This is a genomic window from Candidatus Auribacterota bacterium (assembly GCA_026392035.1).
Classification (GTDB): domain Bacteria; phylum Auribacterota; class Tritonobacteria; order UBA1439; family UBA1439; genus JAPLCX01.
This window is the reverse complement of the sequence record JAPLCX010000059.1, coordinates 17,720-43,827: the sequence shown is the minus strand read 5'-3', so window position 1 is coordinate 43,827 and position 26,108 is coordinate 17,720. Positions and strand designations below refer to the sequence as shown.

The 26,108-nt window shown below is 57.2% G+C and carries 29 protein-coding genes and 1 pseudogene; all 30 read right to left on the bottom strand.

The window, feature by feature from the left end; translation table 11 throughout:
- Complete coding sequence (locus tag NTX71_05665) at positions 1 to 135, bottom strand: hypothetical protein (GenBank protein MCX6339389.1); 135 nt, start codon at positions 133 to 135, stop codon at positions 1 to 3.
- Positions 135 to 642, bottom strand: a pseudogene (locus NTX71_05660) (alcohol dehydrogenase catalytic domain-containing protein). The gene NTX71_05665 and the pseudogene NTX71_05660 overlap by 1 nt, the downstream one beginning before the upstream one ends.
- A gap of 60 nt (positions 643 to 702) precedes the next feature.
- Positions 703 to 1,587: a radical SAM protein gene (locus tag NTX71_05655; GenBank protein MCX6339388.1), complete on the bottom strand. Its 885-nt coding sequence runs from the start codon at positions 1,585 to 1,587 to the stop codon at positions 703 to 705.
- A 62-nt stretch (positions 1,588 to 1,649) separates the two neighbouring features.
- Positions 1,650 to 2,546 carry a methylenetetrahydrofolate reductase gene (locus tag NTX71_05650; GenBank protein MCX6339387.1) on the bottom strand — a complete coding sequence of 299 codons (897 nt, stop codon included), beginning with the start codon at positions 2,544 to 2,546 and terminating at the stop codon, positions 1,650 to 1,652.
- Positions 2,547 to 2,577: 31 nt separating this feature from the next.
- The gene (rpiB, locus tag NTX71_05645) at positions 2,578 to 3,021 is read right to left on the bottom strand and encodes a ribose 5-phosphate isomerase B (protein MCX6339386.1); all 444 of its coding nucleotides are present in this window, start codon (positions 3,019 to 3,021) and stop codon (positions 2,578 to 2,580) included.
- A 57-nt stretch (positions 3,022 to 3,078) separates the two neighbouring features.
- Positions 3,079 to 3,654 carry a rubrerythrin family protein gene (locus NTX71_05640; GenBank protein ID MCX6339385.1) on the bottom strand — a complete coding sequence of 192 codons (576 nt, stop codon included), beginning with the start codon at positions 3,652 to 3,654 and terminating at the stop codon, positions 3,079 to 3,081.
- A 218-nt stretch (positions 3,655 to 3,872) separates the two neighbouring features.
- A complete protein-coding gene (locus NTX71_05635) occupies positions 3,873 to 4,523 on the bottom strand; it encodes an HAD family hydrolase (protein ID MCX6339384.1) in 651 nt (216 codons plus the stop codon).
- The gene (locus NTX71_05630) at positions 4,520 to 5,077 is read right to left on the bottom strand and encodes a nitroreductase family protein (protein ID MCX6339383.1); all 558 of its coding nucleotides are present in this window, start codon (positions 5,075 to 5,077) and stop codon (positions 4,520 to 4,522) included. Before NTX71_05630 ends, NTX71_05635 begins: the two co-directional genes overlap by 4 nt.
- A complete protein-coding gene (locus tag NTX71_05625) occupies positions 5,064 to 6,341 on the bottom strand; it encodes a class I SAM-dependent RNA methyltransferase (GenBank protein ID MCX6339382.1) in 1,278 nt (425 codons plus the stop codon). Before NTX71_05625 ends, NTX71_05630 begins: the two co-directional genes overlap by 14 nt.
- 28 nt (positions 6,342 to 6,369) lie before the next feature.
- Positions 6,370 to 6,981: an MBL fold metallo-hydrolase gene (locus tag NTX71_05620; GenBank protein MCX6339381.1), complete on the bottom strand. Its 612-nt coding sequence runs from the start codon at positions 6,979 to 6,981 to the stop codon at positions 6,370 to 6,372.
- 18 nt (positions 6,982 to 6,999) lie between these two features.
- Positions 7,000 to 7,572 (bottom strand): M50 family metallopeptidase, encoded by a 573-nt coding sequence (locus NTX71_05615; GenBank protein MCX6339380.1) that lies wholly within the window; start codon positions 7,570 to 7,572, stop codon positions 7,000 to 7,002.
- A gap of 43 nt (positions 7,573 to 7,615) precedes the next feature.
- Positions 7,616 to 8,164, bottom strand: coding sequence for a hypothetical protein (locus NTX71_05610; GenBank protein MCX6339379.1), 549 nt, complete (start codon positions 8,162 to 8,164; stop codon positions 7,616 to 7,618).
- A gap of 131 nt (positions 8,165 to 8,295) precedes the next feature.
- Positions 8,296 to 9,756, bottom strand: a complete 1,461-nt coding sequence (locus NTX71_05605; protein ID MCX6339378.1) for a DUF2851 family protein — start codon at positions 9,754 to 9,756, stop codon at positions 8,296 to 8,298.
- A 23-nt stretch (positions 9,757 to 9,779) separates the two neighbouring features.
- Positions 9,780 to 10,349: an aminodeoxychorismate/anthranilate synthase component II gene (locus tag NTX71_05600; GenBank protein ID MCX6339377.1), complete on the bottom strand. Its 570-nt coding sequence runs from the start codon at positions 10,347 to 10,349 to the stop codon at positions 9,780 to 9,782.
- A 106-nt stretch (positions 10,350 to 10,455) separates the two neighbouring features.
- Complete coding sequence (trpE, locus tag NTX71_05595; protein ID MCX6339376.1) at positions 10,456 to 11,934, bottom strand: anthranilate synthase component I; 1,479 nt, start codon at positions 11,932 to 11,934, stop codon at positions 10,456 to 10,458.
- Positions 11,935 to 11,975: 41 nt separating this feature from the next.
- Positions 11,976 to 12,359, bottom strand: coding sequence for a phosphoribosyl-AMP cyclohydrolase (gene hisI / locus NTX71_05590; GenBank protein ID MCX6339375.1), 384 nt, complete (start codon positions 12,357 to 12,359; stop codon positions 11,976 to 11,978).
- Positions 12,356 to 13,111: an imidazole glycerol phosphate synthase subunit HisF gene (gene hisF / locus NTX71_05585; GenBank protein MCX6339374.1), complete on the bottom strand. Its 756-nt coding sequence runs from the start codon at positions 13,109 to 13,111 to the stop codon at positions 12,356 to 12,358. The genes hisI and hisF overlap by 4 nt, the downstream gene beginning before the upstream one ends.
- Entirely contained in the window at positions 13,105 to 13,863 is a 759-nt protein-coding gene (gene hisA, locus NTX71_05580) for a 1-(5-phosphoribosyl)-5-[(5-phosphoribosylamino)methylideneamino]imidazole-4-carboxamide isomerase (protein ID MCX6339373.1), read from the bottom strand. The genes hisF and hisA overlap by 7 nt, the downstream gene beginning before the upstream one ends.
- A gap of 45 nt (positions 13,864 to 13,908) precedes the next feature.
- Positions 13,909 to 14,580: an imidazole glycerol phosphate synthase subunit HisH gene (hisH, locus tag NTX71_05575; GenBank protein MCX6339372.1), complete on the bottom strand. Its 672-nt coding sequence runs from the start codon at positions 14,578 to 14,580 to the stop codon at positions 13,909 to 13,911.
- Positions 14,581 to 14,600: 20 nt separating this feature from the next.
- A complete protein-coding gene (gene hisB, locus NTX71_05570; GenBank protein ID MCX6339371.1) occupies positions 14,601 to 15,191 on the bottom strand; it encodes an imidazoleglycerol-phosphate dehydratase HisB in 591 nt (196 codons plus the stop codon).
- Positions 15,192 to 15,263: 72 nt separating this feature from the next.
- On the bottom strand, positions 15,264 to 16,367 hold the full coding sequence (hisC, locus tag NTX71_05565) for a histidinol-phosphate transaminase (GenBank protein MCX6339370.1): 1,104 nt from the start codon (positions 16,365 to 16,367) through the stop codon (positions 15,264 to 15,266).
- 39 nt (positions 16,368 to 16,406) lie between these two features.
- Entirely contained in the window at positions 16,407 to 17,627 is a 1,221-nt protein-coding gene (gene hisD / locus NTX71_05560; GenBank protein MCX6339369.1) for a histidinol dehydrogenase, read from the bottom strand.
- Between the two features lie 22 nt (positions 17,628 to 17,649).
- Entirely contained in the window at positions 17,650 to 20,310 is a 2,661-nt protein-coding gene (gene alaS, locus NTX71_05555; protein ID MCX6339368.1) for an alanine--tRNA ligase, read from the bottom strand.
- Between the two features lie 82 nt (positions 20,311 to 20,392).
- Positions 20,393 to 20,926: a RecX family transcriptional regulator gene (locus NTX71_05550; GenBank protein ID MCX6339367.1), complete on the bottom strand. Its 534-nt coding sequence runs from the start codon at positions 20,924 to 20,926 to the stop codon at positions 20,393 to 20,395.
- Complete coding sequence (locus tag NTX71_05545) at positions 20,923 to 21,768, bottom strand: trypsin-like peptidase domain-containing protein (protein ID MCX6339366.1); 846 nt, start codon at positions 21,766 to 21,768, stop codon at positions 20,923 to 20,925. Before NTX71_05545 ends, NTX71_05550 begins: the two co-directional genes overlap by 4 nt.
- Positions 21,765 to 22,793, bottom strand: a complete 1,029-nt coding sequence (gene recA / locus NTX71_05540) for a recombinase RecA (GenBank protein ID MCX6339365.1) — start codon at positions 22,791 to 22,793, stop codon at positions 21,765 to 21,767. The genes NTX71_05545 and recA overlap by 4 nt, the downstream gene beginning before the upstream one ends.
- A 248-nt stretch (positions 22,794 to 23,041) precedes the next feature.
- Positions 23,042 to 23,605: an RNA 2',3'-cyclic phosphodiesterase gene (thpR, locus tag NTX71_05535; protein ID MCX6339364.1), complete on the bottom strand. Its 564-nt coding sequence runs from the start codon at positions 23,603 to 23,605 to the stop codon at positions 23,042 to 23,044.
- 204 nt (positions 23,606 to 23,809) lie between these two features.
- On the bottom strand, positions 23,810 to 24,331 hold the full coding sequence (locus NTX71_05530; GenBank protein MCX6339363.1) for a CinA family protein: 522 nt from the start codon (positions 24,329 to 24,331) through the stop codon (positions 23,810 to 23,812).
- A gap of 228 nt (positions 24,332 to 24,559) precedes the next feature.
- Complete coding sequence (locus NTX71_05525; protein ID MCX6339362.1) at positions 24,560 to 24,904, bottom strand: histidine triad nucleotide-binding protein; 345 nt, start codon at positions 24,902 to 24,904, stop codon at positions 24,560 to 24,562.
- Positions 24,905 to 24,984: 80 nt separating this feature from the next.
- On the bottom strand, positions 24,985 to 26,037 hold the full coding sequence (mnmA, locus tag NTX71_05520) for a tRNA 2-thiouridine(34) synthase MnmA (protein ID MCX6339361.1): 1,053 nt from the start codon (positions 26,035 to 26,037) through the stop codon (positions 24,985 to 24,987).
- Positions 26,038 to 26,108 lie beyond the last annotated feature (71 nt).

Sequence of the window (26,108 nt, the reverse complement as noted above, 5' to 3'; positions counted from 1 at the left end):
TCAGAACCTCCCGAAAATCCCTCTCAGCTTCTTTAACGTGCGCTCACGGTGCGCCCCTGTATGTGCAACCACCATATGACCGGCGGTGTACCTGAGCATGCGGCGAACGCCTCCCCTGTTGAGCCCTGTTTTCATCAAGAAATCGTCAACAGCACCTTAAGCGTATCAGTCGCCTGAGCCTTTTTAAAAGCCTCTACTCCTCTCTCCAGAGGATATTCGGCGCTGATCATAGATTGTACCGCCACTTTTTTATCGGCGAGGAGCTGGAGGGCTCTGCCGAAGGGACCGCAGCGAGAACCGATGAGGGACAGCTCGTCGACGACCATCCGGGCGAGTGGTATCCTGGAGGATTCCGCGACTGTTGTTTTCATGATAATCCTCCCCGCAGGGCGCACGAAAGGCGCAGTTGATTTCGCCCACTACTCTTTTCCCCACCAACTCCTTCCGGTCGCTCTCCTCAACCCGCCCGACAAACTCATGCCCCAGCACGCCTCGGAACCCCATATATCCCTTGACAATTTCAATATCAGTGGCACAGATTCCCGCAAGGGCAACAGCTATAAGGGACTCTCCCGGTACGCGCTCAGGCTTCGGATAATCGGCATTGAATTTCAAAGCGCCATCGAACACGAGCGCCTTCATGCGTCCCCCCTGCTCCCCTTACTCCCCTTACACAGAATGTACTAACTTCTTGCTTTGACGTCAATTAGAATGCTGACCATAAAACAGCGACACGCAGTGCTCGCCATAGCAGCGCGCATTGCATGTCTCCATGGAGGAATATTCCAGGTTCTTTACAATGACCTCCTCGGGAGTCTGGAACACGTTCCCCGCCTTCAAGTCACGGCGATGGAAACACGGATATACTGTGCCGTCGCAATCGAGCACAAAGGCCTGCGAGCCCATAGCGCAGCGCCGTGGCTTCGCGCCGCCGCCCTGACCATAGAGGCTGAGGATAAAATCGACATAGTGAGTCACGTGTTCCCTGAGGCCCCATTCCCGCAGCAGCGTGGCCGCGATTTCCCATTGCGTTCTGCTCAGGCGATGCGGCGAGAGAGGACCAAATTGCTTCGAATCTACCGGGATATACGCCGGTTGGAAGATTGCTCCAAGCCCATTTCGGCTTGCCCACTCGTAGAGCGCTCCGAGATCCCCTGCGTTTTCCCTGGTGAAGACGGTCGTCGCGGTCAGGGTCATGCGAGGCGCCCCGCGCAGGAGTGCGGCCGCTCCCTCCAGCCTCCGGGCGTCATCGCGGCTGTTCACGGAGAGGGAAAGCCCCTCGAGCCCGCAGTCCAGAAGCCCGCGTGCCGTCGCCCGGTCCAGGAGGTCTCCGTTGGTCAGGAGCAGCCGTGTCATCCCGAGGGCCCCCGACCTGCGTATGAGCTCCGCCGTCTCCGCGCGGATGAGCGGCTCTCCACCCGTGATGATGAGCTGCCTCACGCCCAGAGCCGCGAGCCTCTCAAGTGCGTTAAAAAGGCCTTTCTCGCCCATCTCACTGGCAGGATGGCTGAGGGAGTGCGTGAAATAGAAACAGAATGAGCAGCTTTTCGAACATCGGTTGGTTACAATAAAAAAAGCTGTGTCCATCTTCTATGGTACGATTCCCCCGATCGGGCTACGAGGAGCCGCTCGCTTCTCAGGAGAGAATGTCAGGCCTGGCGCTCTCTCCTGGTTTCAAGATCCAAGCCCCTCACGAGACTCACGCATGCCTCAGCCTTGTTCAGTGTATACAAATGGACGCCTGGCGCCCCCCTGTCCAGGAGTTCCTGTGCCTGCTTTCTGGCATACTCGACTCCTATCATCCTCACCGCCTCTCCCCCCTCCCCTCTCTGCGCATCATGGAGCTTCTTAAGATACGGGCCAGGGATGGTAGCCCCGCAGAGCGAGATTATGCGGGCGACATTTGACAGGTTAACGATCGGCAATATACCAGGGATAATCGGCTTGTCGATGCCGATGCCCCTGGCACGCTGTACAAAGTTCCAGTACAGGCCGTTGTCGAAAAAGAGCTGGGTGATGGCGAAATCCGCGCCCCGATCAAGTTTCCGTTTCAAAAAAATCAGGTCTTTCTCGATGCTTGGAGCCTCCGGATGCCCTTCCGGATAGGCGGCGACGCCGATTCCCAGGCCGGGGAAACGAGCGCGGATATAGGACACCAGGTCAGCGGCGCACGTGAAGTCGTGGGCAGAGGGGGCAAAGGTAATCTCTCCCTGGGGGAGGTCGCCCCGCAGCGCCAGCACGTTGTCCACGCCAGCCCGCACAAGATCTCCTAAATAGGAGCCAACATCTTGACCGGACGCACCAACACAGGTCAGGTGCGCCATGGTTTCCAGACCGAATTCTTTTTTGAGCCTGGAGACGATCTCCAGTGTGTTGGCGCGGGTGCTGCCCATGGCCCCATACGTGACGGACACGAACAGGGGATTTACGATCAGTGTCTTCTCCACCGCGTTGAAAAAGCCGGGCCACTTCGTCCGGTCCTTTGGTGGGAAAAATTCCAGGGAGACAAACGGTTTCCCGGTTTTAAGCAAGCTGGCAATTCGCAAGGGACAATCCTATCACGCACCGCGCCATTGATCAGGATGCGCGATACGCGCCGTCGATCTGCTCGATCCTTCTTCTGTGGCGGCCCCCCTTGAATCTTGTGGTGAGCCATACGTCCACTATCTTCAAAGTGGCTTTGAGCGGAGTGGTCCTCTCCCCCATGGAGAGCATGTTCGCATCATTGTGTTCCCTGGAAAGACGGGCGGTCGTTGCATTCCAGCACAGCGCACAACGTATTCCCTTCACCCTGTTCGCCACGATGGCTTCGCCATTCCCGGAACCGCCGAGCACAATGCCTCTATCGCAGTCCCCGCTCGCCACGGCTTCCGCCACCGGCCTGATTATTCCTGGGTAGTCGACGGGCTTTTCTGAGTGCGTGCCAAAGTCGACGACCGTGTATCCCCCCTGGAGGAGATATTTTTTGATACGCTCCTTATGGCGAAATCCCGCGTGATCTGCCCCCAGGGCGATCTTCATATCCGTGCTCTCGGCGTGCTGTCAGATTAGTGAAGAGGCGCACCAATCCACCACAGGCTAGTAATTTTCTGCCAGCATCTCGTAATAGCTCATCGGGTGAAGGCAGGAGGGGCATTTTTCCGGCGCCTGGGTGCCCTCGACGACGTAACCGCAGTTCGTGCAGTGCCACTTGACTGGAACTTTCTTTTTGAACACTTCCTTGTTGACGATATTATCGATCAGCTTTCGGTAGCGCGACTCGTGGAAGCGCTCCACCTTCGCGATCTGCTCGAACGACTTCGCCGCCTCGGGATACCCTTCATCCTTCGCGGCCTTCGCGAAATCGGCGTAGAGTGTTGTCCATTCCAGATTCTCACCGGCCGCCGCCGCCTCGAGATTGCTTCTGGTCTCCCGTATCTTCCCCGCAGGGTAGGTGGCGGTAATTTCAGCGTCGCCACCCTCGAGGTGCTTGAAGAATACCTTCGCGTGCTCTTTTTCATTGTCGGCGGTTTCAAGGAAAATTTTGGAAATCTGCTCGTAGCCTTCCTTCTTCGCTGCGCTGGCGAAGTAGGTGTACCTGTTCCGCGCCTGGGACTCGCCCGCAAATGCAGCCAGAAGATTCTTTTCAGTCCTGCTGCCCTTGAGCTTTTTCATTCTCTTCCCCCTCCTTTCTTATTGTTGCTGCTAATTCTAAACTAAAGCGATACAGATGCAAACGGTTGTTTTGACGCTTCCCACCCGGACTATCCGGGTAAAGGTGTGTACTCTCAAGGGCCCTGTAGCGCACGCGTAAGTGTGCGCTGCAGCATCCTGGGAAGCCCACACATATATCGGCACCATCCACACCTGTGCAAATCTGCATCAGTGCCCCACTACAGATAATTGAGGAGATCGCCTGGTTCCTTGAGCAGCACCTTCGCGCCGCTCAAGAGCAGTTCCTCAGCCGTGCGATATCCCCACAGGGCTCCTGCGGGATACATGCGGGCTGCGTGTGCCAGGCGCATATCGATATCTGTATCACCACAATAGATGAATCGCTCGGGTGCAATCCCCACATGCGCTGCTATCTCCAGGGCCACCGCGGGATCGGGTTTTAGGGGGGCGGGGGGGCGCGAGCCGCGCACCGCGTCAAATTTCCACCCGTGGAGCAGCGTCGAGACAATCGCCCTCGTGGAATCGTCCGGTTTATTAGAGAGCACCGCCATCCTGACGTCCCGCGATTGCAGAGAATCTAAAAGTTCGGGGATGCCTGGGTAGGGGGTGGTGTTTCTAAACCCCTGGGAGCGGTAAAGCTCATTCATGGCAGTGAGGCAACGATCTATTGTCAAATCATCCCGTTGGTTTTCAGGAAGGGCTCTGTAGACGAGCGTCTCGATGCCGGCACCGACAAGGTATTTATATTCATCCCTCTCGTGGCCGCGAAAACCGAGGTGCGCGAGGGTAGAGTTCATCGCGTTGGTGATGTCCTCGATGGTATCAAGGAGTGTCCCGTCGAGGTCGAAGAGCACCGCATCATATTTCATGGGGTGCTCCCGTGCGCGGGATGGTAACGCCTGATCTGATCCAGTGATTTTCTTGGTGTACCCCCCGCTGGCTGATCGATGGGATAGCCCATGCTGATGATGACGTCGATCTTCGCCGGGCGCGAAAGGCCCAGCAGTTTCTTCATCTTTTTTTCATTGAACCAGCCAATCCAGCACGTCCCCAGCCCCTCCTCTGCTGCCTGGAGGACAAGATGCTCACACGCGATCCCGATGTCGATCAGGCTGTACTGCGTGCCGCGGAAGTAGCCGCCGAGTGTGGCTGAGTACGCGGACCGTTCGGTGATCACCACGATGAGCACCGGGGCGTTTTTGACAAAGGAGTTCATTGAGTACATCCCTGAAAATACCTGATCCGCACACGCAGCGATCAGATTCCTGTCATCGATCACGATAAAAGTCCATGGTTGTGAATTGCAGGCGGACGGCGCGAGTCGTGCCGCTTCCAGACATCGGTCTATGATTTCTCTCGACACGGGAGCCTGGGCGTAATTCCTTACGCTGTGCCGCTTCCGCACAAGCTCAAGAAATCTCATCTGGACCTCTAGGTCTGTGGTGCTTCATGCGCGTCGGCATGTCTTGGGCGATCCCCGCCTCGCAATTTTCCCTGACGATAGAACAGCATACCTCAATGTGCGCCGTCTGGGGAAACATATCAAAGATTGCTACCGTGTCAAGGCGCCAGCGGCTATTCGTGCAGAGCCGGTTCAAATCCCTCGAAAGCGTCGCGGGATTGCATGAAACGTAGATGATCTTTTCGACGCGCCGATCCGCTTCCCTGAGGAATTTGATTACCCCCTCCCCCACTCCCGTGCGGGGAGGATCAAGCAGCATGATGCTCCTCGGGAGGATGTGGCGTTTGTATATCCCCGGGAGGGAACTTTCCACTTGCCCAGCAATAAAGCTGAACCTTTTATCATCGAGCGGGGCGCTATTGACTCTCGCGTGCGCGATGGCGCGCACATCGCAATCTATCCCGATCACACGCGAGAAAGATCTCCCGAGGAGCACTGAGAATACACCGACGCCACAGTAGAGATCAAAAAAGGTCCCCTGACAACGGCTGGACTGCATCCATCCCCGCACCTTTTCAACGAGCAGCGCCGCGACTGCTCTGTTCACCTGAAAAAATGACGCGGGCGGAATTGTGAAGCGAGTGTCGCACAAAACTTCAACAATGTCAGCTGTGTTTCCCCCGCCGGTGCACACCGCGACGTTGCCGTCGGTGCCCGCGTGCAAAATAATCTCTGCAGGACTCCTTCCGGAATCAATGAAATTTTTGTGGTCTGATAAAATCTCGTTGATTACGTTCTGGGCGATGAGGCAGCGCGATATCGCGATAAGGCTCCGGCCATCCCTGCAATAATAACCGTACCGCAATGGGTTGCCGGGGATACGGTGCAGGCGGATGGTGTTTCTATAGCCATATGGATTCGGAGAAGGCACGCTGTCAGTTAGAGTAAAATTGCTTACGCCACCTATCCTCTTGAGGAGCTCTCCTACCTGTTTCTTTTTCCATTCCACCTGGACGTCGTAGCGAAGGTGCTGGAGTTGGCAACCGCCGCACTGGCCGTAGTAACGGCAGGGGGGAACCACTCTTTCTGCGGATGGCTCATGTATTTTTAACGTGCGTGCATGCGCGAATTTCTTGCTCGGCTTTGTGATTTCAGCAATTACTCTCTCTCCAGGCAGGGCATCCTCAACAAAGAGCGCCATCCCATCGAGCCGGGCAACCCCTGCTCCACCGAAGGCGAGGCTCTCGATGGTGCACTCAATTTGTTGGCCGATCTTCGGGCTCATACGTTTTTCCGCTCCCTGACAGCAGTCCCTATAATTTTTTCAATTCTTCGCAGAACTGATCATACGCGGCAGTGTAGAGGTAGGGGTTCTCTTTTTTCTCCCTCTCGAGAGACGCATGGGGATGACGACCGTAGTCGTGTCCCGGATAGACCTCGTTGCCGCCGGCGAGCGGATAAAGAATCTCGCGCATGGTGTGAAACATGGCTCTGGGATCGCAATAGCCGCACCAGTCAATGAAGAGCGTATCGCCGGTAAAGAGTGCGGAATCATCGCTCAGATGGTACACAACACTATCCACGGAGTGCCCCGGCGTATAAAGGCACTCGATATACATTGCCCCGAATGGCAGTTGTTGCCTGTTGTCAAGGTCAACATTATGCCTGAAGGGGCACGCGGGGTGCGCGGCAACCGGCGCATTGAAAAACTCCCGCACCGCAGTCACGCCGGAGCAGTGATCGCGGTGCCCATGGGTCAGAAGAATGTATCGCGGATGTGCCTCTCTTATCGCCGCGACCGCACTCTCTATGACCCGCATGTCGCCGCAGGGATCCACGAGCGCCGCGTCCCCGCTTCTTTCGTCATGGATGAGATACGAGAAATTTGAGTCGAGGCCGCCGACCGCCAGCTGATTGACTACCATAGTGTTACCAGTGCGCGCCTATCCGCTCGCGAGCAATGCCTCCGCGAGCACAATGATTGCGAGAGCGCAAAAAGCACCTACCGCCGCCTTCCGGCTGACATTGCCCTTCGCCTCGCCGAGGCCAAACGAGGGGCCGAGCCCATTCCAGAGATAGAGCCCAAGCGGGACTGTGACGGCGCCGAACGCGACCAGGATCCAACGCGGCATCGCGTTCCGGAGCATGTCACCGCCATCCCCCGCCATAAGGAATGAGTCTTCGGCAATATAAATTCCATTGATGATCAGACAGAAGCCTGCGAAGAATTGAAAAATGTACCAAACAGATGTGCGCATGAACCTGGCAATCAGGAGGATCGCGAGGGGGAGCAGCGAACCGATCAATGGTCCTCCCCACGCTGTTAAAAGCGGATGGGGATTCATTGCACAATCGGTGCGGGAAATGACGAGTGGGTGGAGCACAACCCTCGTCACCGCGCCTCCGCTGAGCCAGGCATGAAAACAATGGCCGAACTCATGCACGAGCATCATGCCGAGCCATGACAGGAGGAGCGTCGAGATAATCAACAGGTATTGATACAAGGCATTCACCATAAGCTCAGCCGATACGAGCGTGGCCGTCGAGATACATGGTGGGTCACGGCGACCTGGTGTCGTTTCCGGGAAATGCTTTTCTCACGGAATTCCTCGTGAGGAGCGCTATAACGAGCAGTGATACGAGCGCAAAAATGTACGTCGGCAGCATGCTCAACGTGCCAACGGTAATCGCATTATCATACATCGAGGGCGGCATGTGCCGCAGACGGTAGCACTGAATCCCAAAGAACATCGCCGCGGTGAAGCCTATGAGATATTCGATCGCGAAAACGGCGATCGTGAGTTTTCTCGCCCAGAGCCTTATCTTCAACAGGCCATAGCCTCCGATGACCTTGGCGACCGGCAGCACCAGCGAGAATGCGATAATGATGAACAGAACCGACATCCTCTCCGGCGGCCTCCCCTTTGCGAAAATTGCGCGAAGGATATACATTATCATGAGCAGATAATTGAGTACGGGCAGGGCGCCCAGGACGATGGTAATAATGCCGAGCGCCTTAATGAGCGATGCCGTTTTTCGTTGCGTGATATGGTGGGAATCCTCTGGCGATGCGACAGCCGTTTCCTTCAATTCAACCGGGCTCGACATGGTTTACCTCCTTGGGTTATTTGGTGGCGTACATTTTCCCTGGTGCATGTGGCGCGCGCGGCGCCCCGATGACGCCTCTTGCGCCCCTTGAGTTATCGCAGCAGCTTTCCCGGGGCCGAACGCTGCGATTTTTATTTTATGCTGCATGGGAATCCGCATCTCTGACAACCAGATCTGTCACGGGCGCAGTACATCTTATAAATCTGGATCAATCCCTGTTGCGCCGCCATGCCCCCCGAACGCGCAACAGCATACTCGTTCCCGAAAAGGCGAGCCCTCATAAGCCTTGTGATGGAATTTGGGGCACCCGCCGGAAGCTGGTTAAGAATCCTGCGGGCTGAAGCCTCTCCTTCTCGGTGGGAGAGCAGCGGGAGGAGAACAGTTGCAATAATCGCGAGGATCCGGTCTCTCCCGAGGAGCGCGGTTGAGCTGGAAAGCCTTTCCCCTCCCCAGGTGTAATGGCGCTGCCAGAATAGATCTCTATGCCCGCCCAGGAGTTCTCGGAAATGATCTTCCAGCGAATGTCTGTCCATCTTTAAATTGGGTGGGAGAATGGTCATTGCCAAGCCGCTCTCCGCGGCGTGGGATAAGAGGGGGCCGATCGCGCTCACTCTCCGATGGGGGCTGTTGGCAGGTCTACTCCCCCACCTTTTCCAGATCACGCCATCCATCGGTTTAAGTCCCCAATGGGATTGAAGGTTCTCCCACGCGCGGTACGATTTTTCCCAGTGACGCTTCGATTCGCTGTCCCACCCTGGGGCGGGCCGATCGGGGATCAGGCCGGCGATCCCCAGAAGCGCTGCCTCCACGCGGGCTTGTCCTGAATCCCCTCTGCTCTTAACCACGATCCGCCGCAATAACTTCCATGGGAGCCGCTCTGAGAGCTGAGCGAAAGATTTCTTGCAGGACGCGTATCCCAGCGATTCAAGCAGCAGCCGGTATATCGCCTGCTCCTCTCCCAGCTTTCGCGCCAGCGCGCCGACTCTTACTGCCTTTCGGGCGAGCCTCTTCTCGCCCGCCTCGCGGAGCACCCTGACGGCTGTCCGCTCACCCACTTTCTTAAAAACCGAACTGCACCGCCCTCTCGCGACATCCACCGCATAGGGATACCGCTCGGGGTTGATTGCACCGATGAGGCCCCTCAGGTCATTGCGCATTTGCTTCAGCAGGCACACCTCAGTGATTCTCTTTCCCCCGAGCTCACGACATGAGCCATTCTTGGAATGCGTCCCCATGAATACATGGAGCCTCACATTCTTGAAAAAGGGGTCGGCCTGATGACCGTGAGCCTTCCAGTCGGCCTGTTCCCGGTGAATCTCCACGTCCCCGCACAGCTTCTTGCCCTTTCCCAGATAGAACACACCATGGAGAAAATCCGGGCCTCGTCCCGTGTTCCAATAGCCGGGGGAGATTACCTGAATCGTTCGGCCGTCCAGCGCGGTGATTTTTCTCTTGAGATAGAGATGCTGAGCGTACCAGAGGCAGCGGATGACCCTTTCCGTGAGTGGGAGATAAAAAACCCGTTGGGGGCGGTGGGTTGAGCAGCGCTCGCCGGAATCTGATTCCTCCACATCCCTCATATCGGGGTTCATCGCATTACCTTCCCGTGGCGAGCTCAGGGAGATGCTCCCAGAAAGTTCTGCAGCAGCTTCTTGCCGTCCCTGGTGAGAATCGACTCCGGGTGAAACTGGACACCCCACACGGGGTACCTCTTGTGTTTCAGCCCCATGATTTCCTTCTCTTCCGTCTCGGCGATTATTTCCAGGCACTGCGGCAGATTCTCGCGCTTCACGATGAGCGAGTGATATCGTGTCGCCTCGAATGGATTCGGAAGGCCATCGAATAGTTCGCGCTGCGCGTGGTAAATCATCGAGGTTTTTCCGTGCATCAATCGATCTGCACGCACGACCTCGCCGCCGAAGACCTCCCCGATGCACTGGTGGCCCAAGCACACGCCCAAGATGGGCACCTTCCCGGCGAACTCGGCGATGATCTCCTTCGAGACCCCTGCCTCACGAGGGGTGCAGGGGCCCGGCGAGATCACGATGCGCATCGGGCCCAAGGTGCGCGCCTGGTCGACCGTGATCCGGTCGTTGCGGTACACCACCGGCTCCTGCCCCAATTCCCCGAGGTACTGGACGAGGTTGTAGACGAACGAGTCGTAGTTGTCGATGACGAGAATCATAAGATTAAATCCCAAATCCCAAAGAGATAAATTTCAATAGATTTCAACACATGAGGAGAATACCGGGGTTTATTTATTTGGATTTTGAGCCTGGGATTTTTGATTTTCACTTGTGGAGCCCCTCCGCCATTGCGATCGCCCGCAGCATCGCTTGGGCCTTATTCAGGGTCTCCTCATACTCTGTCTCGGGGACCGAGTCGGCGACGATCCCTCCACCCGCCTGAATGTACGCCTTCCCGCCCTTGACGAGGATGGTCCTGATGGTAATGCATGAGTCGAGATTCCCGGTAAAGCTGAAGTAGCCGACGGCCCCCGCGTACGGGCCGCGCCTCCGATTTTCCAGTTCGTCGATAATTTCCATCGCCCTGATCTTGGGCGCTCCCGAAACGGTACCCGCGGGGAATGATGCCCTCATCACATCAAAAGCGTTCTTCCCCTCGCACAATCTCCCCTGAATGTCTGAGACGATGTGCATCACGTGCGAGTAACGCTCGATGGTCATCAGCGCCTTCGGGGTGACGGTCCCGTAGCGGCATACCCTTCCGATGTCGTTCCTGCCCAGGTCCACGAGCATGATGTGTTCAGCGCGCTCCTTCGGGTCGGCGAGGAGGTCGCGCTCCAGAGCGCGGTCCTCTTCCTCGTCGCGGCCCCGGGGCCTCGTGCCGGCGATGGGACGGACCTCCACGATGCCGTCCTCACAGCGCACGTGAATCTCCGGCGAGGAGCCCACGAGATACACGTCGCCGAATTGGAGGTAGAACATATACGGCGAGGGGTTGATCGACCGAAGCGCCCGGTAGAGGTTGAAGGGGGGGGCCTGAACGTCCGTCTCCAGACGCTGCGAGGGAACGACCTGGATCACGTCGCCCGCCCTGATGTACTCCTTTGCTCTCTCGACCATCGATATGTACTCCGCTCGTGTCACGTTTGACCTGAACGATATACTGCCCGCGGGAGGAGCAAGCTCCAACTGTATTGCGGGGAGAGAGTTCCGTATGCACGCCTCTATCCGTTCTATTTTCCTGATCGCGGCTTCATAGGAACGCTCCGGTGTATCGGTCACGTGCGCATTGGACACAACTTTAATCGTGTGGCGCACATGATCAAATATGAGAATCGTATCCGTGATCATAAAAAAGAGATCGGGGAGACAGAGATCATCCGGATTCTTATCGGGGAGCCTCTCGAAATAGCGAACCGCGTCGTACGCGACATAGCCAACCGCGCCGCCGCAAAAACGAGGGAGGCCGCTGATCGGGACCGGTCTGTATTCGGCCATCATCTGAGCCAGGGTGTCGAGCGGGTCCGACGCGCACTCGAAGCTGCGCCTCTTTGAGTTTTCCTCGATAGTGATCTTTTTCCCCTTGGCCATGAAAATTCTCTCGGGATTGCTTCCGAGGAACGAGTAGCGCCCGACCTTTTCACCTCCCTCAACGCTCTCCAGGAGATAGGAGTATTGCCCGCGCTCGAGCTTGAGGAACGCGGAGAGCGGGGTCTCCATGTCTGCCATGATCTCCTTATAGACGGGGATCAGGTTCCCCTCGCTCGCCTTTGCAATGAATTCCTTTTTTGTCGGGGTATACATGCGCGTTATCCTGTGATGGCACTCACGTGCGCTCTCCGGTGCTATTTATACACCTTATCAGGCTCGAATACTTTTTCTCCCACTATCTCAAACCCGGCATCTCCCGCGGCGAGCTTGCGATAGAAACAGGAGCGATATCCCGTGTGGCAGGCTCCTCCCTTTTGATCAACCTTGATGAGCAGCGCGTCCCCATCGCAGTCGACAAAGATCCCGCGGACGCTCTGGACGTGCCCCGAGGATTCACCCTTCAACCATAATTTCTTTCTCGACCGGCTCCAGAAATGGGTCATGCCTGATTCCACCGTTTTCATGAGGGCATCCCTATTCATATGCGCCACCATCAGGACCTCGTTCGTTCGGACGTCCTGGATGATGGCGGTAATGAGCCCTCGCTCATCGAACGTAAGCTCCTGCACTATCTTCATACACGCACCTCGATCCCTTTCCCCTTCAGGTAGCGCTTGGCCTCCCCAACTGAATACTTGCCAAAATGGAAAATCGATGCCGCGAGGGCCGCGTCCGCTTTTCCCGCGGTGAGCGCGGCATGTAGGTGTTCAAGGGTCCCGGCGCCTCCTGACGCGATTACCGGCACATGGACACTCTCCGCGACCCGCCGTGTCAGATCGAGATCGTATCCGTTTTCCGTGCCATCGGCATCCATGCTCGTGAGGAGGATCTCTCCAGCGCCGCACTCGGCGCCGCGTCGCGCCCAGAGGATCGCATCCATTCCCGTCGCCTCTCTCCCGCCGTGCGTGTACACCTCCCAGCTGTCCGCGCTCCTCCGCGCGTCAATCGCGAGCACGATACACTGCGAACCAAAAGATTTTGCCGCGCGGCTGATGAAGCCGGGATCGTCCACCGCAGCGGTATTTATGGATACCTTATCGGCCCCCGCCAGAAGCAGCGCGCGGATACCGTCAAGGTCGTCGATGCCGCCCCCTACGGTGAGCGGCAGGAAGATGAGGTCCGCCGTGCGCCGCACCACATCAATGAGCGTCGGCCTCTTTTCGTGAGACGCGGTGATATCAAGGAACACGAGCTCATCGGCTCCCGCCGCGTCATACGCCTGAGCTGCCTCGGCGGGGTCGCCGGCATCGCGCAGCCGAACGAAATTGACCCCCTTGACGACCCTGCCCTCTTTGACGTCGAGGCAGGGGATGATCCTCTTGGCTAGCATGGCGGCGCGCTCCTCTCGGGCTCGCCCCGGTCAGCCGCCGCATCAAATGCCTCGCGCAACTCGATGTCTCCCGAGTAGAGCGCTCTCCCGATAATCACGCCAAAGAGCGTGCCTCCACGCAGGGCCCTGAGCCGCCTCACGTGCTCAACCGAGCTCACCCCGCCTGAGGCGATGACGCTGATGGGGCACGAGGCCAGTATCTCATCCAGAACTTTGAAATTCGGACCGGACATGGCCCCGTCAGTCAGCACATCGGTGCACACCACCCCCCCCACTCCGATTTCCTGAAGTTCGGGAAGTATCCGGCGCGGGCTCACTCCAGCGATCCTTGTCCATCCCTCGATGGCGAGGCGCCCCTCTTTTATGTCGAGCCCCACAAAAATCTGCCGCCCGTACTCCTTCACCGCCGCCCTGAGGAAATCCCTGTCTCGGATCGCGGCCGTGCCGAGAACCACCCTATCAACCCCCATCTTGAACACCTGCCTGATTGCCCCGATATCTCTCAGGCCACCCCCAAATTCCACGGGAATGGTCACCCGCTCAAGTAACTCCTTGACCGTCCGCAGGTTCTGGGGCGCGCCCTTGAACGCCCCATCGAGGTCGACCACATGGAGGTACTGAGCTCCGCCCTGCTGCCAGCGGACCGCCATGGCGCCGGGATCGTCTCCATAGACAGTTTCTCGATCCTCTCTCCCCTGGTAGAGCCTCACGCATTTGCCGTTCTTTATATCAATTGCCGGAATGATAAGCATACACAACCAGTTGTTGCAACCAACTCACCGTCAATGCAGATTGCTTTACTCTTTTGACTCCACAAACTCGATAAAGTTCCTGATCATCGCCAGGCCGACGCGCTGGCTCTTTTCGGGGTGAAACTGTGTAGCCATGAGAGCGCCCCGCCACACCGCCGACGCAAATGTCACGCCATAGTCAGTTGTCGCAGCGATGATCCCGCGTTCAATGATTTCGGGGTAATACGAGTGAACGAAGTAGACGTACGCGCCATCCTCAATCCCCCTGAACAACGGGCACTCCGCATCCGCGCCGACGGATGGTTGGCTGCGTGAACGATCCCCCGCGCGGGCCGGTATAAAGGTCAGGGTGTTCCACCCCATGTGCGGGATTTTAAGTTCGTGAGTGAACCTTCTCACCCGCCCATGAAACACATCCAGCCCCTGAATTCCTGGAGATTCTTCGCTCGACGAGAAAAGGATCTGGAGGCCCAGGCAGAGGCCGAGATACGGTTTCCCTGATTGTATATAGTTCGCGAGCGCTTCTCTCAGTCCCAGGCGACTCAGGTTTAACACACAATCGCCGAAAGAACCCACGCCGGGGACCACCAGCGCATCGCACGTCTGTATTTCCCCGGCGCTGTGCGAGAGGGCAGCCGTGCAGCCGCATACCTCAAACGCCTTCCGGACGCTGTGGAGATTCCCCATCCCGTAGTCGAGGATCAGAACCCTGGGCATGGCCTTTCCCCTCTCGTGCGCTACAGCGCGCCTTTGGTCGAGGGGATCCCCCTCTTCTTTCCGCTCCTGCTGATCGCCATTGCCATTGCCCTCGCCACACCCTTAAAAATCGCCTCTATGATGTGGTGGGGATTCCTGCCGCTGAGCATCTCGATGTGCAGGGTGAGGCCGGCATGGTTCACGAAGGACTGAAAAAACTCCTCGATGAGCTGGAGATCAAAACCCCCGATCTTCCTCCTCCCCAGCTTTGCCTCGTACCGGAGGTAGGAACGCCCGCTCAGGTCAATCGCTATCGAGGCCAGTGCCTCATCCATCGGGAGATTGCAGAACCCGTATCGGGCAATGCCCTCCTTGCGGCCGAGGGCTTTCTTGATCCCCTCGCCCAGGCAGATTCCTATATCCTCCACGGTATGGTGCGCATCGACCCGGAGGTCTCCCCGCGCAGTGAGAACCATGTCTATGCGTGAGTGTTTTGAAAAGAGCTCGAGCATGTGATCGAAGATGCCGATCCCCGTGCAGATGCGCGAGGCTCCCGTCCCGTCGAGATTGACCTGCATCCGGATATCCGTCTCGCGGGTTTTCCTGTTGACCGTTACTTTTCTGGCTGCCATCTCATGCCCCCATTCGTCATGAGTGTATCGTTAACCTACTTTAAACTTTACACCTTCAACTTTGAGCCGTAGTTAACTCCTGCTCCTCCAGCCCATGATCTCCGCAATATGAATGACGAGCTGCTTTATTTCGCGGTCTGTCCCCACGCTGATCCTCAGGCAGTTTCTTAAGCACGGGGTGTCGTAATAGCGCACGAGAATTTTCTTTCTCTTGAGTTGCCGGTATAGCTGGTCGGCCGGGAAGGCGTCGAGCCTCGCGAGCACAAAATTGGCTTCCGAGGGGTACACAGAGAAGCCGAGCTCTTCAAGCCCCCATATGAGTCGCCTCCTGGTGCCGATTATTTTCCGGATATTCGCCCTCATCCATTCGAGGTCGCTCAGTGCCGCGAGGCCGCCCGCGATCGCCAGCCGGCTCACATTGTATGAATCTTTGACTTTGATGAAATTTGCGATGATATCCTTATCGGCGAGCGCATAGCCAATCCTCAGCCCCGCGAGTGAGAATGACTTCGAGAGGGTGCGCAGGATGATCACATTTGTGTGGTTCTTCAAGAGACCCAGGCAGTTCTTCCTGGAGAAATCCACATACGCCTCATCAATGACGAGGACGCCGGAGATAGTGGCCGCGATTTTGGCAAGGGTTTCCTCCGGCAGGAGCGTCCCGGAAGGGGAGTTGGGGTTGGCGACGAAAACAATCTTCGCCCGTGAGGGGATCAGATTCTCGTTCAGCGAGTAGTCATCCCGGTATTCAACGGGGACGTACCGCGCCCCCTGTATCTCACACAATGTCTTGTAAAGTGTGTACGTTGGTGAGGGACTCGCCACAAGATCGCCCCTGTCGGTAAATGTCCGGATCACGATTGTCAGAAGTTCATCAGAGCCATTCCCCACGAGAATATTTTCCAGCGGTACCTGATGGAGTTCGGCGATTCTCTCCCGCAGCCTGGTCGCCATCGGATCCGGATAGAGGCGGAGCCGCTCAATCTCGGCGACCAGCGCCTTTTGGACGCGCGGCGAGGGCGGATAGGGATTCTCGTTCGTATTGAGCTTGATGTAATCCGTGGTAGACGGCTGCTCGCCCGGCTTATACCCCTCCATCCGCGCTATGTTTTTGCGAATGGGGCTCATCTCTTTCCCTTGAGCGCGCTGAAATAGTAAGGAAATTTTCTTTTGCATGATATCCCTGTCAATACTGAGGCGCGTATCGCGTCCTTACTATTTCTTTTCCAATCTCAGCCGGATGGACCTCGCGTGTGCACCGAGTCCCTCCAGCATGGCCAGGCGCTCTGCCGACCGAGAGGCCTTTCTGAGCGAAGCCCTGCCATATCTCACCACGCTCACGCGCTTCAAAAAAGTATCAATCGAGAGCACAGAAAAATACCTGGCCGTCCCGCCCGTGGGGAGCACATGGCTCGGCCCCGCGACATAATCACCCAACACGGTGGGGCTGTATGCCCCCACGAAGATGGCTCCCGCATGACGGATCCCCATGAGAATCTCCCCGGGATCGCGGACAATGATCTCGAGATGCTCAGGAGCCATCAGGTTGACCCTTGCCACCGCATCGCCGAGGCTGCGGCATTTAATAAGTTTGAGGCCGCGCGCCATCGCCTTAGAGAGTATCTCTTTTCTTTCGAGCGACTGCAACTGATTCTGAATCTCTCTCCTCACCCGGCGCAGGAGCCGCACGGAGGGCGTTAAGAGAACGGCGGTACTCAGAGGGTCGTGCTCCGCCTGCGCCAGAAGATCGGCGGCAATGAATGACGGATGAGCGGTGCAGTCAGCGATAATCGCCACCTCGCTCGGCCCCGCAGTCATATCAATTCCCACCTTCCCGTAGAGCTGGCGCTTTGCCTCGGTGACATACCTATTGCCAGGGCCGACAATCATATCAACCCTGGGGACGCTCCGCGTCCCGAATGCCATCGCCGCGATCGCCTGGGCCCCGCCAATGCCGACGATACAATTCGCGCCCAGCTCGTGGCAGGCGGCAAGGAGGAACGGATTGATCCTCCCGTTCTTACCGGGGGGCGTTGCGACGACGATCTCACGAACGCCCGCTACCTTCGCCGGCACAATGGTCATCAGGGCCGTGGACACCAGTGGGGCACTCCCCGCAGGGAGATACACACCCACTTTCTCGACGGGACGATAGAGCCAGCCGACCTGGGCTCCATGAACGTTCTTGAAAAATCTGGCGGCTGACACCTGCTTCCTGTGATAGGACGAAACATTCCTGCCCATCCTCCTCACGAATCGCGTAAAACCGGCGCCCGTTTCCTTGAGGGCAGCCGCAATTTCCCCCCTGGTGACACGGATCCCGCCTTGCCGGATGCGCACGCGGTCGTAGTCCCTGGTGAAGCGGACGAGCGCGCGGTCCCCCCCCCGCCTCACCTGCTCAATGATCAGGGCCACCTTTTTTTCAAATGCGCTCATACTGTGGAAAAGCTTCCTGCGACTATTTTTTTATCATCTTCCCGATGACGTCGCGGGCCTCCTGAAGGGCCTCAACTAGCTTGTCTGCCCGGGGCCCACCCGCCTGGGCAATCTGAGGCCGCCCGCCGCCGCTTCCCCCTATGACTTTGGCAATATCCTTCACAATCGCGCCGGCGTGGAGGCCCTTTTTAACCAGGTCTTCGCTCACCATGCAGATAAGGTGCGCGTTGTTGTCATGGCGTGCCCCGAGGAGAATTACTCCAGACCCAAGCTTTTGCCTGATCCGATCCCCGGCGTTTCTCAGACCATCGACCTGGAGCCCTTTGAGCTCGGCGGCAACTACCTGAATCCCCCCCACGTCCATCGCCTCGCGAATGAGTTCTGAGACGTCACCGATCGCTTCCTTCTCGTGCTCACGGCCGGCTCGTTTCTTGAGACTTTTGCACTCTCCACGGAGCGCATCCACCCTCTCCACGACCTTGTCTGATTCAACCTTGAGCATCTCTGCGAGCTCCGCGATCTGGCGCTCCCGCTTCCTCAACAGGTGGAACGCCGCCTCGCCACTCAGGGCCTCAATGCGCCGCACCCCCGCAGCGACGGAGGCCTCACCGAGTATTGTGAACAGCCCGATCTGCCCGACCGCATTGACGTGCGTCCCCCCGCAGAGCTCCCTGCTGTATTCCCCGATATCGATGACGCGAACCCTGTCACCGTACCTTTCCCCGAAGATCGCAATGATATCCTTCGTGCGAACTTCCTCGAATAGCATTTCATATACCCCAACCCGCGCGTTTTCACGGATCCGCTTGTTGACAATCTCCTCCACCCGTTCGATCTCTCTCGGAGACATCGCCGTAAAGTGGGTGAAGTCAAACCGCAGCCGGCCCGGCGCCACGAGGGAGCCCGACTGCTTGATGTGCTCACCCAGTACCTGTTTGAGGGCATTCTGGAGAAGATGCGTCGCGGTGTGATTTCTCGCGGTCTCCAGCCTTTTCCCCTCGTTCACCTCGGCCTTCACCCGCTCCCCCCCCCGCACCCCACCGTTGATCATCTTCACCCGGTGGACGACGAGGCCAGGGAGGGGGGACTGGGTACCGAAGACCAGGGCGGTAGCCGTATCGCTGCAGATCCGCCCCTCATCGCCAACCTGCCCGCCCGCCTCAGCATAGAATGGCGTCCTGTCGAGGACGAGCTCGCCCTCCTCCCCTTCCGCGAGGTTGTCCACCTCCCTTCCCTGCTTGAGAAGCGCCGTAATCGTCGCTTCAACCGAGAGCCTCTCGTATCCGCAAAACTCCGTCCCGCCGCCGCGTTCCAAGATCTCTCTATACACCGCGGCTGTCCTGCCGGCGGGAGCGGCTTTCCATGTCACCCGGGCTCTCTCTCTCTGGCCCTCCATGAGTTCCTTGAAAGTCTTTTCGTCAATCGAGAGGCCTTCCTCCCTCGCGATCATGCCCGTGAGGTCGACCGGGAAACCGTAGGTGTCGTAGAGCTTGAAGACATCTTTCCCGGCAAGGGCCTTCTGGCCATTCGTTTTCGCGTTCTTGATTATCTCAGAGAGCAACTCGAGGCCGAAGCTGAGCGTGTTATGAAACCTCTCCTCCTCGGAAAGTATCACCCTGCTCACATGTTCTCGATGCTGTACCAGTTCCGGGTACGCGTTCCCCATGATTGACGCCACCACGGGCACCATCCTGTAGAGGAACGGTTCCTCGATCCCGAGCGTGCGTCCGTAGCGAACCGCGCGCCTCAGGAGCATACGGAGGACATAGCCGCGCCCTTCATTCGAGGGGAGGGCGCCGTCGGCGATGGCAAAACTCAGGCCGCGCAGATGGTCCGCAATCACCCGGAAGGGGGTCGCGTGCGGGCTGTCGGGCGCGAACCGCTCACCGGCTGCCTCCTCCAGCGCAGCCAAAATCGGAACAAACAGATCGGTCGCGTAATTCGAGTCCACCCCCTGCAGAACCGCCACCAGGCGCTCAAAGCCCATGCCGGTATCAACATGCCTTTTCGGCAATGGCTGAAGGGCGCCCTGCTCATCCTTGTTGTATTGAATGAACACGAGATTCCATATCTCCATGTATCTGCCGCAATTGCCGTTTACCACGCAGCGGTGTCCCGGCTCTCCCCTCCGGAGACAATGTTTTTCCCCCATATCGATATGGATCTCAGAGCAAGGGCCGCAGGGACCGGTCTCAGCCATCTCCCAGAAATTCTCATCTTCAGCGAAGCGGAGTACGCGCTCGGGACTGATCCCGCTGACCTCAGGCCAGATGCGGGCAGCCTCATCGTCGCCCGTGAAAACCGTTGCCCAGAGTCGCTCAGGCGATATCTTCCATTTTGCCGTGAGAAGATTCCAGGCCCACTCAATCGCCTCGCGCTTGTAGTAATCGCCGAAAGACCAGTTTCCGAGCATCTCGAAAAACGTGTGGTGGTAGGTATCCCTCCCGACATCATCGAGGTCATTGTGCTTGCCGGAAACACGCATGCACTTCTGTGAATTTACCGCGCGCGGATAATCCCTCGTGCCGGTGCCCAGGAAAACATCCTTGAATTGGTTCATCCCCGCATTTGTGAAAAGGAGCGTGGGGTCGTCAGCCGGGATGAGCGGGGCGCTCGGCACATGGCGGTGGCCAAGATTGCAAAAGTAGTCGATAAATTGCTGCCGTATTTCACTCGATTCCATATAAAAACTCTGCGAGGATTATGCGGATTGAGACACAACGAGCTCCAACAATAATCCGTCCAATCCGCCTCATCCGCGGTTTCTATTCTTCCTTTGTGTCGATCGCTCCGGCAATGACCTCCCGGATAAAATCGTAGTCGAACCCCCTGCGGAGGAGCAGGTTTTGTACCCGTGTTTTCACCCTATCGGCCTCGCGTGAGGCCGCTTTGCTCATCCTCTGCCGCGCGAGCTCGCAGGCGGCCTTAAAAACTTCCTCCTTTTTAAAATTATCTTTGACGACCTCATCAGCGAGCTCGGGAACAATTCCCTTCTTCTTGAGCTCCCGCTTCAACACCCAGGCATTTCGGCACCTGGGACCGGAGAAGGCCTTGATCCAGGATATGGCAAACTGGCGGTCATCAATATAGGCCAGCGCTTTCAATCTCTCGCACACCCGTGCGATCAGATCCTGAGCAAAGCCCTTTGCATATAAGCGGCTCGCCAGCTCCTGCTCTGTGCGCGGCCGGAAGGAGAGGAGCCTCAAGGCAGCACTCATGGCCTTGGAGTAACCGCCGGATGCATCCTCCGCGCGATTGCCAGACGCGCCCTTCCCCTTCAAAAGCGACCGTTTCCTCACCTCGTGGCACCCCTGACGCCTTGTCTTTTCAGGCACTGCCGCTTCAGCTCATCCAGCCTCTCTTTAATGGAATCAATGGGTATTGCGAATCCTAAACCGGTCGAGGCGCCCGAAGAGGTGAGGATCAATGTGTTTAACCCTATCACCCTGCCGCTCAGGTCTACGAGCGGCCCGCCGTTATTGCCGCTGTTGATCGCGGCATCAGTTTGAATGAGATCACGGTAAATAAGCCCATGCCCGACTTTCAGGTTCCTCTGAAGCGCGCTGATCACACCACTCGTCACCGAGGGCTGGGCGTTCCTCGACGCCGTTCCGAAAGGATTGCCAAACGCGATGACCCACTGCCCCACCCTGAGGTTTTCAGAGTCCCCGAACTCGGCAGCGTGGAGGCCGCCCTCGGCCAACTTGATTAACGCCAGATCGCGTTCCTGGTCTATCGCGCAGAGTGTCGCTTCAACCCGCCGTCCATCAGCCAGAGTCACCTGAATTTCCTGCGCGCGCCCCACGACGTGGCCATTCGTCAGGACATAACCATCTGGATCGAATATGACGCCGGAGCCTATCCCCTCAGATTCAGCGAGCAGATCCGAATCGTCCCCGAAATAGCGCAGGAGCGGGTCCCCGCCGCGGGGGCGTACGAGCCTCCTCTCCCTGGTATTGATCGCGACCACTGAGGGACCGACCGCCTCGACGATATCTTCGATTGACCTCTCGGCAGCCTCCCCGGCGAACCCACGCCGCCCCTTGCTCTTTTTCACGAGGGCCTGATAGTCTGAAATAAACACAATCAACGCTGACGCGCAGACTACCATCAGTGTGAGCAACAGTACGTATCTCTTCATTTAAGGTCTAACTTCTTCTTTATCTCCTGGGTGATCTCCTTGGCGAGTTTCGGGTTCCCCTTCAGCGCCAGTCGGGCGGCCTCACGACCCTGTCCTATATGCTCCCCCCCAAAGGCGAGCCAGGCCCCTTTCTTCTCCACGATCCCGTGCTCGATCGCGACATCGAGGATTGTTCCCTCCCGTGAAATGCCCTCATCGAAGAAGATCTCGAACTCGGCGGTGCGGAACGGGGGCGCCAGCTTGTTTTTCACGACCTTTGCCCTGACGCGGTTTCCCATAACAACCCCCTGGCTGTTTTTGAAGCTCTCAATCCTTCGGAGGTCCAATCGCACTGATGAGTAGAACTTGAGCGCCCGCCCCCCGGGGGTCGTCTCGGGGTTCCCGAACATCACGCCGATCTTTTCCCTGATCTGGTTTATAAAAATGCAGCACGTTTTAGAGCGATTGATGCTGGCCGTGAGCTTGCGCAGCGCCTGGGACATGAGCCTTGCCTGGAGACCGACGTGTGAATCTCCTATGTCCCCCTCAATCTCAGCCTTCGGGACAAGCGCGGCGACGGTATCAACCACGACCACGTCAACCGCATTGCTGCGCACGAGCACCTCGGCGATATTGAGGGCGTCTTCGCCGCAGTCAGGTTGCGAGATGAGGAGATTATCCAGGTTGATCCCGATCCTCTGCCCGTATGCCGCATCGAAGGCGTGTTCGGCGTCAATGAACGCAGCGGTGCCGCCCGCCCGCTGGGCATTTGCGACAATACTCATGGCGAGTGTCGTTTTCCCGGAAGATTCAGGCCCGAAAATTTCTATGACCCTTCCCCGGGGCACTCCACCTATCCCCAGCGCGATATCAAGGGTGAGGGCGCCTGTCGAAATGGTGGGCACACTCACCTTGGCTGCCTGACTGCCGAGCTTCATAATGGCGCCCTGGCCGAACTGCTTCTCAATCTGCGATACGGCGACCTCAAGCGCTTTAGCCTTACCCTCGTCCAGTTTTACTTCCTTTACATCATCTTTTTGCGCCATTGCGCACCTCCTCCCTGAGCTGATAGGCGTTCATATGGTTCGCTTTGCCGTCAAATGCCCCACATTATAACACATCGCGTTCACCCGCTATAAAGATTCTTCAGCTCTTCACTATAATAGACGAAGTGACATTGACTTTTATTCCATTATTTTTCACGGATCGATCGCGCGAGAGTATGCCGGTAAGCGGTGAGCACGCGGTAACGTGCCGTTGGATCAACAATGCAGACCTGTAAATAGGTAGGAACTCAATGCAATTCAGCCAGATGCAGCGTGCTGTAGATAGGTCCCTGTGGCGTGAGATCGCTGCGCATGAGGGAGATTCTATCTACCCCCATCTCGCCGGCTTCTTGATCTTTAAACAGAGTTAACACGCCGCTAAAAATATCCCTGCCCCCCCGCTCCTTCACCCTTCCGAGCGTGAGGTGCGGGCTGAAGGCGCGGTCTTCGGGTTCAATGCCTATCCCGGAGAGAAGCCTGTCAAGCGCTTCTGCAAATTTTTTCAGCGTTCCGCTCTCTTCCCGGACTCCAATCCAGACCACTCGTGGATTTCTGGCATTCGGGAAGGCTCCGATGCCGCTCAGCAGTATCCGGAAAGGCCTGCAATTCTTAGCGGCAGTGTCAACTATCTCCTTAATCCCGGCTATCCGGCTCTCCTCTATGTAGCCGAGGAATTTGAGCGTGAGATGGATCGTATGCGGCTTGACCCACCTCACGGCGGGCAGCTCACGTTTCAGCTTATTTTGAATAAGCTCAAGAGACCGCTTCTCCTTGTCTCCGAGCTCTATCGCGATGAAGGATCGTATGCTCATCTAAAAATAGCCAGAAGTTTAAGGCCTAAGGTTGAAAGTACATGTTTTAAGGTAACTACTCAGGTAGTCAGAAGCCAGGAGCCAGAATCCAGAATGGATCGCGCATAAGCTTCCAGGAGCTTGCTGACCTCTTCGAGTAACTGCATTAACTCGGAAACATCGCCGTAGCCCAAGTCCTCAGAGGTCGCCGCCGGCGTCCTTATTCTAACTCCTGGCTCCTGACTCCTGAATTCCGGCTCCTGAGCAGTTACTTTTAATATATGCGCATAGCATTGCGAGCGCAGCCCTGGATGCCTGCGTTTTGATCTTGTGTCGCGTCCCGCTGAACAGGTGTCTTGCGGTTACAGTTCTGCCCCTCATTGCCATCCCGATATACACAAGGCCGACCGGCTTGGCGTCGCTGCCGCCCGTGGGCCCCGCGATACCCGTCGTGGACAATGCGCAATCAGCGCCAAAAATCCTTTGAGCACCCTCGGCCATCTCCGCAGCGGTTTCGCTGCTCGCCGCGCCGCATCTGTTCAGCGTTGCTCTCTTGACGCCGAGGAGCTCAACCTTGGCGCGGTTGCTGTAGGCGATGACGCCGCCCAGAAAGTAATCAGAACTCCCGGCGACCTGCGTAATCGTGTGCCCGACCAGGCCGCCGGTACAGGATTCAGCTAGAGCAAGCGTGAGGTCATGGGCTTTCAGAAAATTGCCCACTTTCTCCTCAAGTCTCTCCGCATGCATTTCCTATCCCCACCTCTGTAGCGCACCCCTTGCAGCCGACACTTATTACGGGGAGCATTAAATACTTGACATGTCATTGCGAGGAGCGCAGCGACGAAGCAATCCTAACTCATTGAGCAGCAGGAGATTGCTTCTCCCGCTTTGCGGGATCGCAATGACCATGGAAAAAAGTGTAAAGAATAATGTGCTCCCATTAGTAAGTGTCGGCTAAGGCTGTGGATAACTTTATCACCCTGGCGGCCAGCTGAATTTTCTGCCGCCGAGCAGGTGGAAATGGAGATGATCTACCGCCTGGCCCGCGTCGGGCCCCGAATTAACCACGAGGCGGAATCCGCACTGGGAAAAGGAAAAGCGCTCGGCAAGCTGTTTCGAGAGGGCGATGATCTTCCCGATCAATTGCTCGTCCCCCGGCCCCAGTTCCGTGAGCCCGCCGATATGCCTCCTGGGGATGATGAGCAGATGCACCGGCGCCTGGGGCTCGATATCTTTGAACACTACAATTTCATCATCCTCGTGGACGATTGTGCTCTTTATCTCTTTACATGCAACTTTACAGAATATGCAGCCATCCATTTTTTCTCCTTTTTTGGGATTTGGGACCCCGCTTCACGGGGCAAGTTTGTGACTTGCCTGCCGGATGGCAGGTTTGGGATTTAATCTATCCATCCCCCTCCGATAACGACATCGCCACTGTAAAAAACAGCCGCCTGGCCGGGCGTGACGGCTTTCTGCGGTGAATCAAAAACAACGAGCGCTCCTCCACCAGGCTGCGGCTGCACCGTGCTCATGACGCCCGGATGATTATAGCGGATTTTGACCAGCGCGTGAAACGGGCCCCCGGGCGCATCCCATGCAATCCAGTTGACACCCGAGACTCGCATCTCGTTTTTGATGAGATCGTTAATGCCGCCCACGGTGACGGTGCGTCTGACGGGGTCCATCGAGGTCACATACCGCGGTGTCTTTGAGTTCAGGGACAATCCGCCCCGCTGCCCCACCGTGTAGAACTCAACTCCCTGGTGTTTACCCACCACCTTCCCTTCCCTGTCAAGTATATCGCCTCCGGCAATCCGCGTGCCGCGCATCTCCTTGAGAAACGCGCGGTAATCGTCGCCCGGGATAAAACAGATTTCCTGGCTCTCAGGCCGCTCGTGCGCCGCCAGGCCATGCTCACGGGCAAAATTCCTCACCCCGATTTTCCTATGCTCCCCGAGGGGGAAGACGGTCCGTTTCAAAACCGGTTGCGTGAGGCGTGAAAGAAAATATGCCTGATCCTTGCGCTCATCAATCCCACGCACGAGCAGCGCGCGCCCGTGATCCTCCCTCACCCTCGCGTAGTGGCCCGTGGCGATCTTCTCCGCCCCGAGCTCATCGGCGCATTGCAGCAGCGAGGTGAATTTTACCGACTCATTGCATGCCACGCAGGGGTTTGGCGTCCGTCCGGAGGAGTACGCGCTGCAAAAATAATCAATCACGAATTTTTTAAATGCGTTCTGCACATCCACAACCCTGTGCGCTATGCCGAGCTTATGGGCGACCCCTGTCGCGGCGACAATGCTCCCCTGGTCGGCGCAGGTATCCTCAGGATTCCGACAGCCTGAAAATGTCCTCAGCGTCACTCCCGTGACCTCGTATCCCTTCTCCTTGAGGAGGAGGGCAGCCACGGAGCTGTCAACGCCGCCTGACATGCCAACAATGATCTTCATAAAAAGCAGTGAGTAGCTAGTAGCCAGGGGATAAGGGACAAAGCAAGAGCTCCTCTTTCACTATTACCATG

Bases quoted from the DNA above. Each gene is read 5' to 3' on its own strand.
- NTX71_05630 (MCX6339383.1), bottom strand. From the start codon at position 5,077: ATGAGATTTCTTGAGCTTGTGCGGAAGCGGCACAGCGTAAGGAATTAC.
- NTX71_05640 (MCX6339385.1), bottom strand. From the start codon at position 3,654: ATGAAAAAGCTCAAGGGCAGCAGGACTGAAAAGAATCTTCTGGCTGCA.
- hisA (MCX6339373.1), bottom strand. From the start codon at position 13,863: ATGCTTATCATTCCGGCAATTGATATAAAGAACGGCAAATGCGTGAGG.
- hisF (MCX6339374.1), bottom strand. From the start codon at position 13,111: ATGCTAGCCAAGAGGATCATCCCCTGCCTCGACGTCAAAGAGGGCAGG.
- NTX71_05620 (MCX6339381.1), bottom strand. From the start codon at position 6,981: ATGGTAGTCAATCAGCTGGCGGTCGGCGGCCTCGACTCAAATTTCTCG.
- NTX71_05525 (MCX6339362.1), bottom strand. From the start codon at position 24,904: ATGGATGGCTGCATATTCTGTAAAGTTGCATGTAAAGAGATAAAGAGC.
- NTX71_05600 (MCX6339377.1), bottom strand. From the start codon at position 10,349: ATGATTCTCGTCATCGACAACTACGACTCGTTCGTCTACAACCTCGTC.
- NTX71_05545 (MCX6339366.1), bottom strand. From the start codon at position 21,768: ATGAAGAGATACGTACTGTTGCTCACACTGATGGTAGTCTGCGCGTCA.
- hisH (MCX6339372.1), bottom strand. From the start codon at position 14,580: ATGCCCAGGGTTCTGATCCTCGACTACGGGATGGGGAATCTCCACAGC.
- NTX71_05615 (MCX6339380.1), bottom strand. From the start codon at position 7,572: ATGGTGAATGCCTTGTATCAATACCTGTTGATTATCTCGACGCTCCTC.
- mnmA (MCX6339361.1), bottom strand. From the start codon at position 26,037: ATGAAGATCATTGTTGGCATGTCAGGCGGCGTTGACAGCTCCGTGGCT.
- NTX71_05635 (MCX6339384.1), bottom strand. From the start codon at position 4,523: ATGAAATATGATGCGGTGCTCTTCGACCTCGACGGGACACTCCTTGAT.
- hisI (MCX6339375.1), bottom strand. From the start codon at position 12,359: ATGAAGATAGTGCAGGAGCTTACGTTCGATGAGCGAGGGCTCATTACC.
- hisD (MCX6339369.1), bottom strand. From the start codon at position 17,627: ATGAGCGCATTTGAAAAAAAGGTGGCCCTGATCATTGAGCAGGTGAGG.
- alaS (MCX6339368.1), bottom strand. From the start codon at position 20,310: ATGGAATCGAGTGAAATACGGCAGCAATTTATCGACTACTTTTGCAAT.
- NTX71_05625 (MCX6339382.1), bottom strand. From the start codon at position 6,341: ATGAGCCCGAAGATCGGCCAACAAATTGAGTGCACCATCGAGAGCCTC.
- trpE (MCX6339376.1), bottom strand. From the start codon at position 11,934: ATGTATACCCCGACAAAAAAGGAATTCATTGCAAAGGCGAGCGAGGGG.
- hisC (MCX6339370.1), bottom strand. From the start codon at position 16,367: ATGCAAAAGAAAATTTCCTTACTATTTCAGCGCGCTCAAGGGAAAGAG.
- NTX71_05665 (MCX6339389.1), bottom strand. From the start codon at position 135: ATGAAAACAGGGCTCAACAGGGGAGGCGTTCGCCGCATGCTCAGGTAC.
- recA (MCX6339365.1), bottom strand. From the start codon at position 22,793: ATGGCGCAAAAAGATGATGTAAAGGAAGTAAAACTGGACGAGGGTAAG.
- NTX71_05605 (MCX6339378.1), bottom strand. From the start codon at position 9,756: ATGAACCCCGATATGAGGGATGTGGAGGAATCAGATTCCGGCGAGCGC.
- thpR (MCX6339364.1), bottom strand. From the start codon at position 23,605: ATGAGCATACGATCCTTCATCGCGATAGAGCTCGGAGACAAGGAGAAG.
- NTX71_05610 (MCX6339379.1), bottom strand. From the start codon at position 8,164: ATGTCGAGCCCGGTTGAATTGAAGGAAACGGCTGTCGCATCGCCAGAG.
- NTX71_05530 (MCX6339363.1), bottom strand. From the start codon at position 24,331: ATGCATGCGGAGAGACTTGAGGAGAAAGTGGGCAATTTTCTGAAAGCC.
- hisB (MCX6339371.1), bottom strand. From the start codon at position 15,191: ATGGCAGCCAGAAAAGTAACGGTCAACAGGAAAACCCGCGAGACGGAT.
- NTX71_05655 (MCX6339388.1), bottom strand. From the start codon at position 1,587: ATGGACACAGCTTTTTTTATTGTAACCAACCGATGTTCGAAAAGCTGC.
- rpiB (MCX6339386.1), bottom strand. From the start codon at position 3,021: ATGAAGATCGCCCTGGGGGCAGATCACGCGGGATTTCGCCATAAGGAG.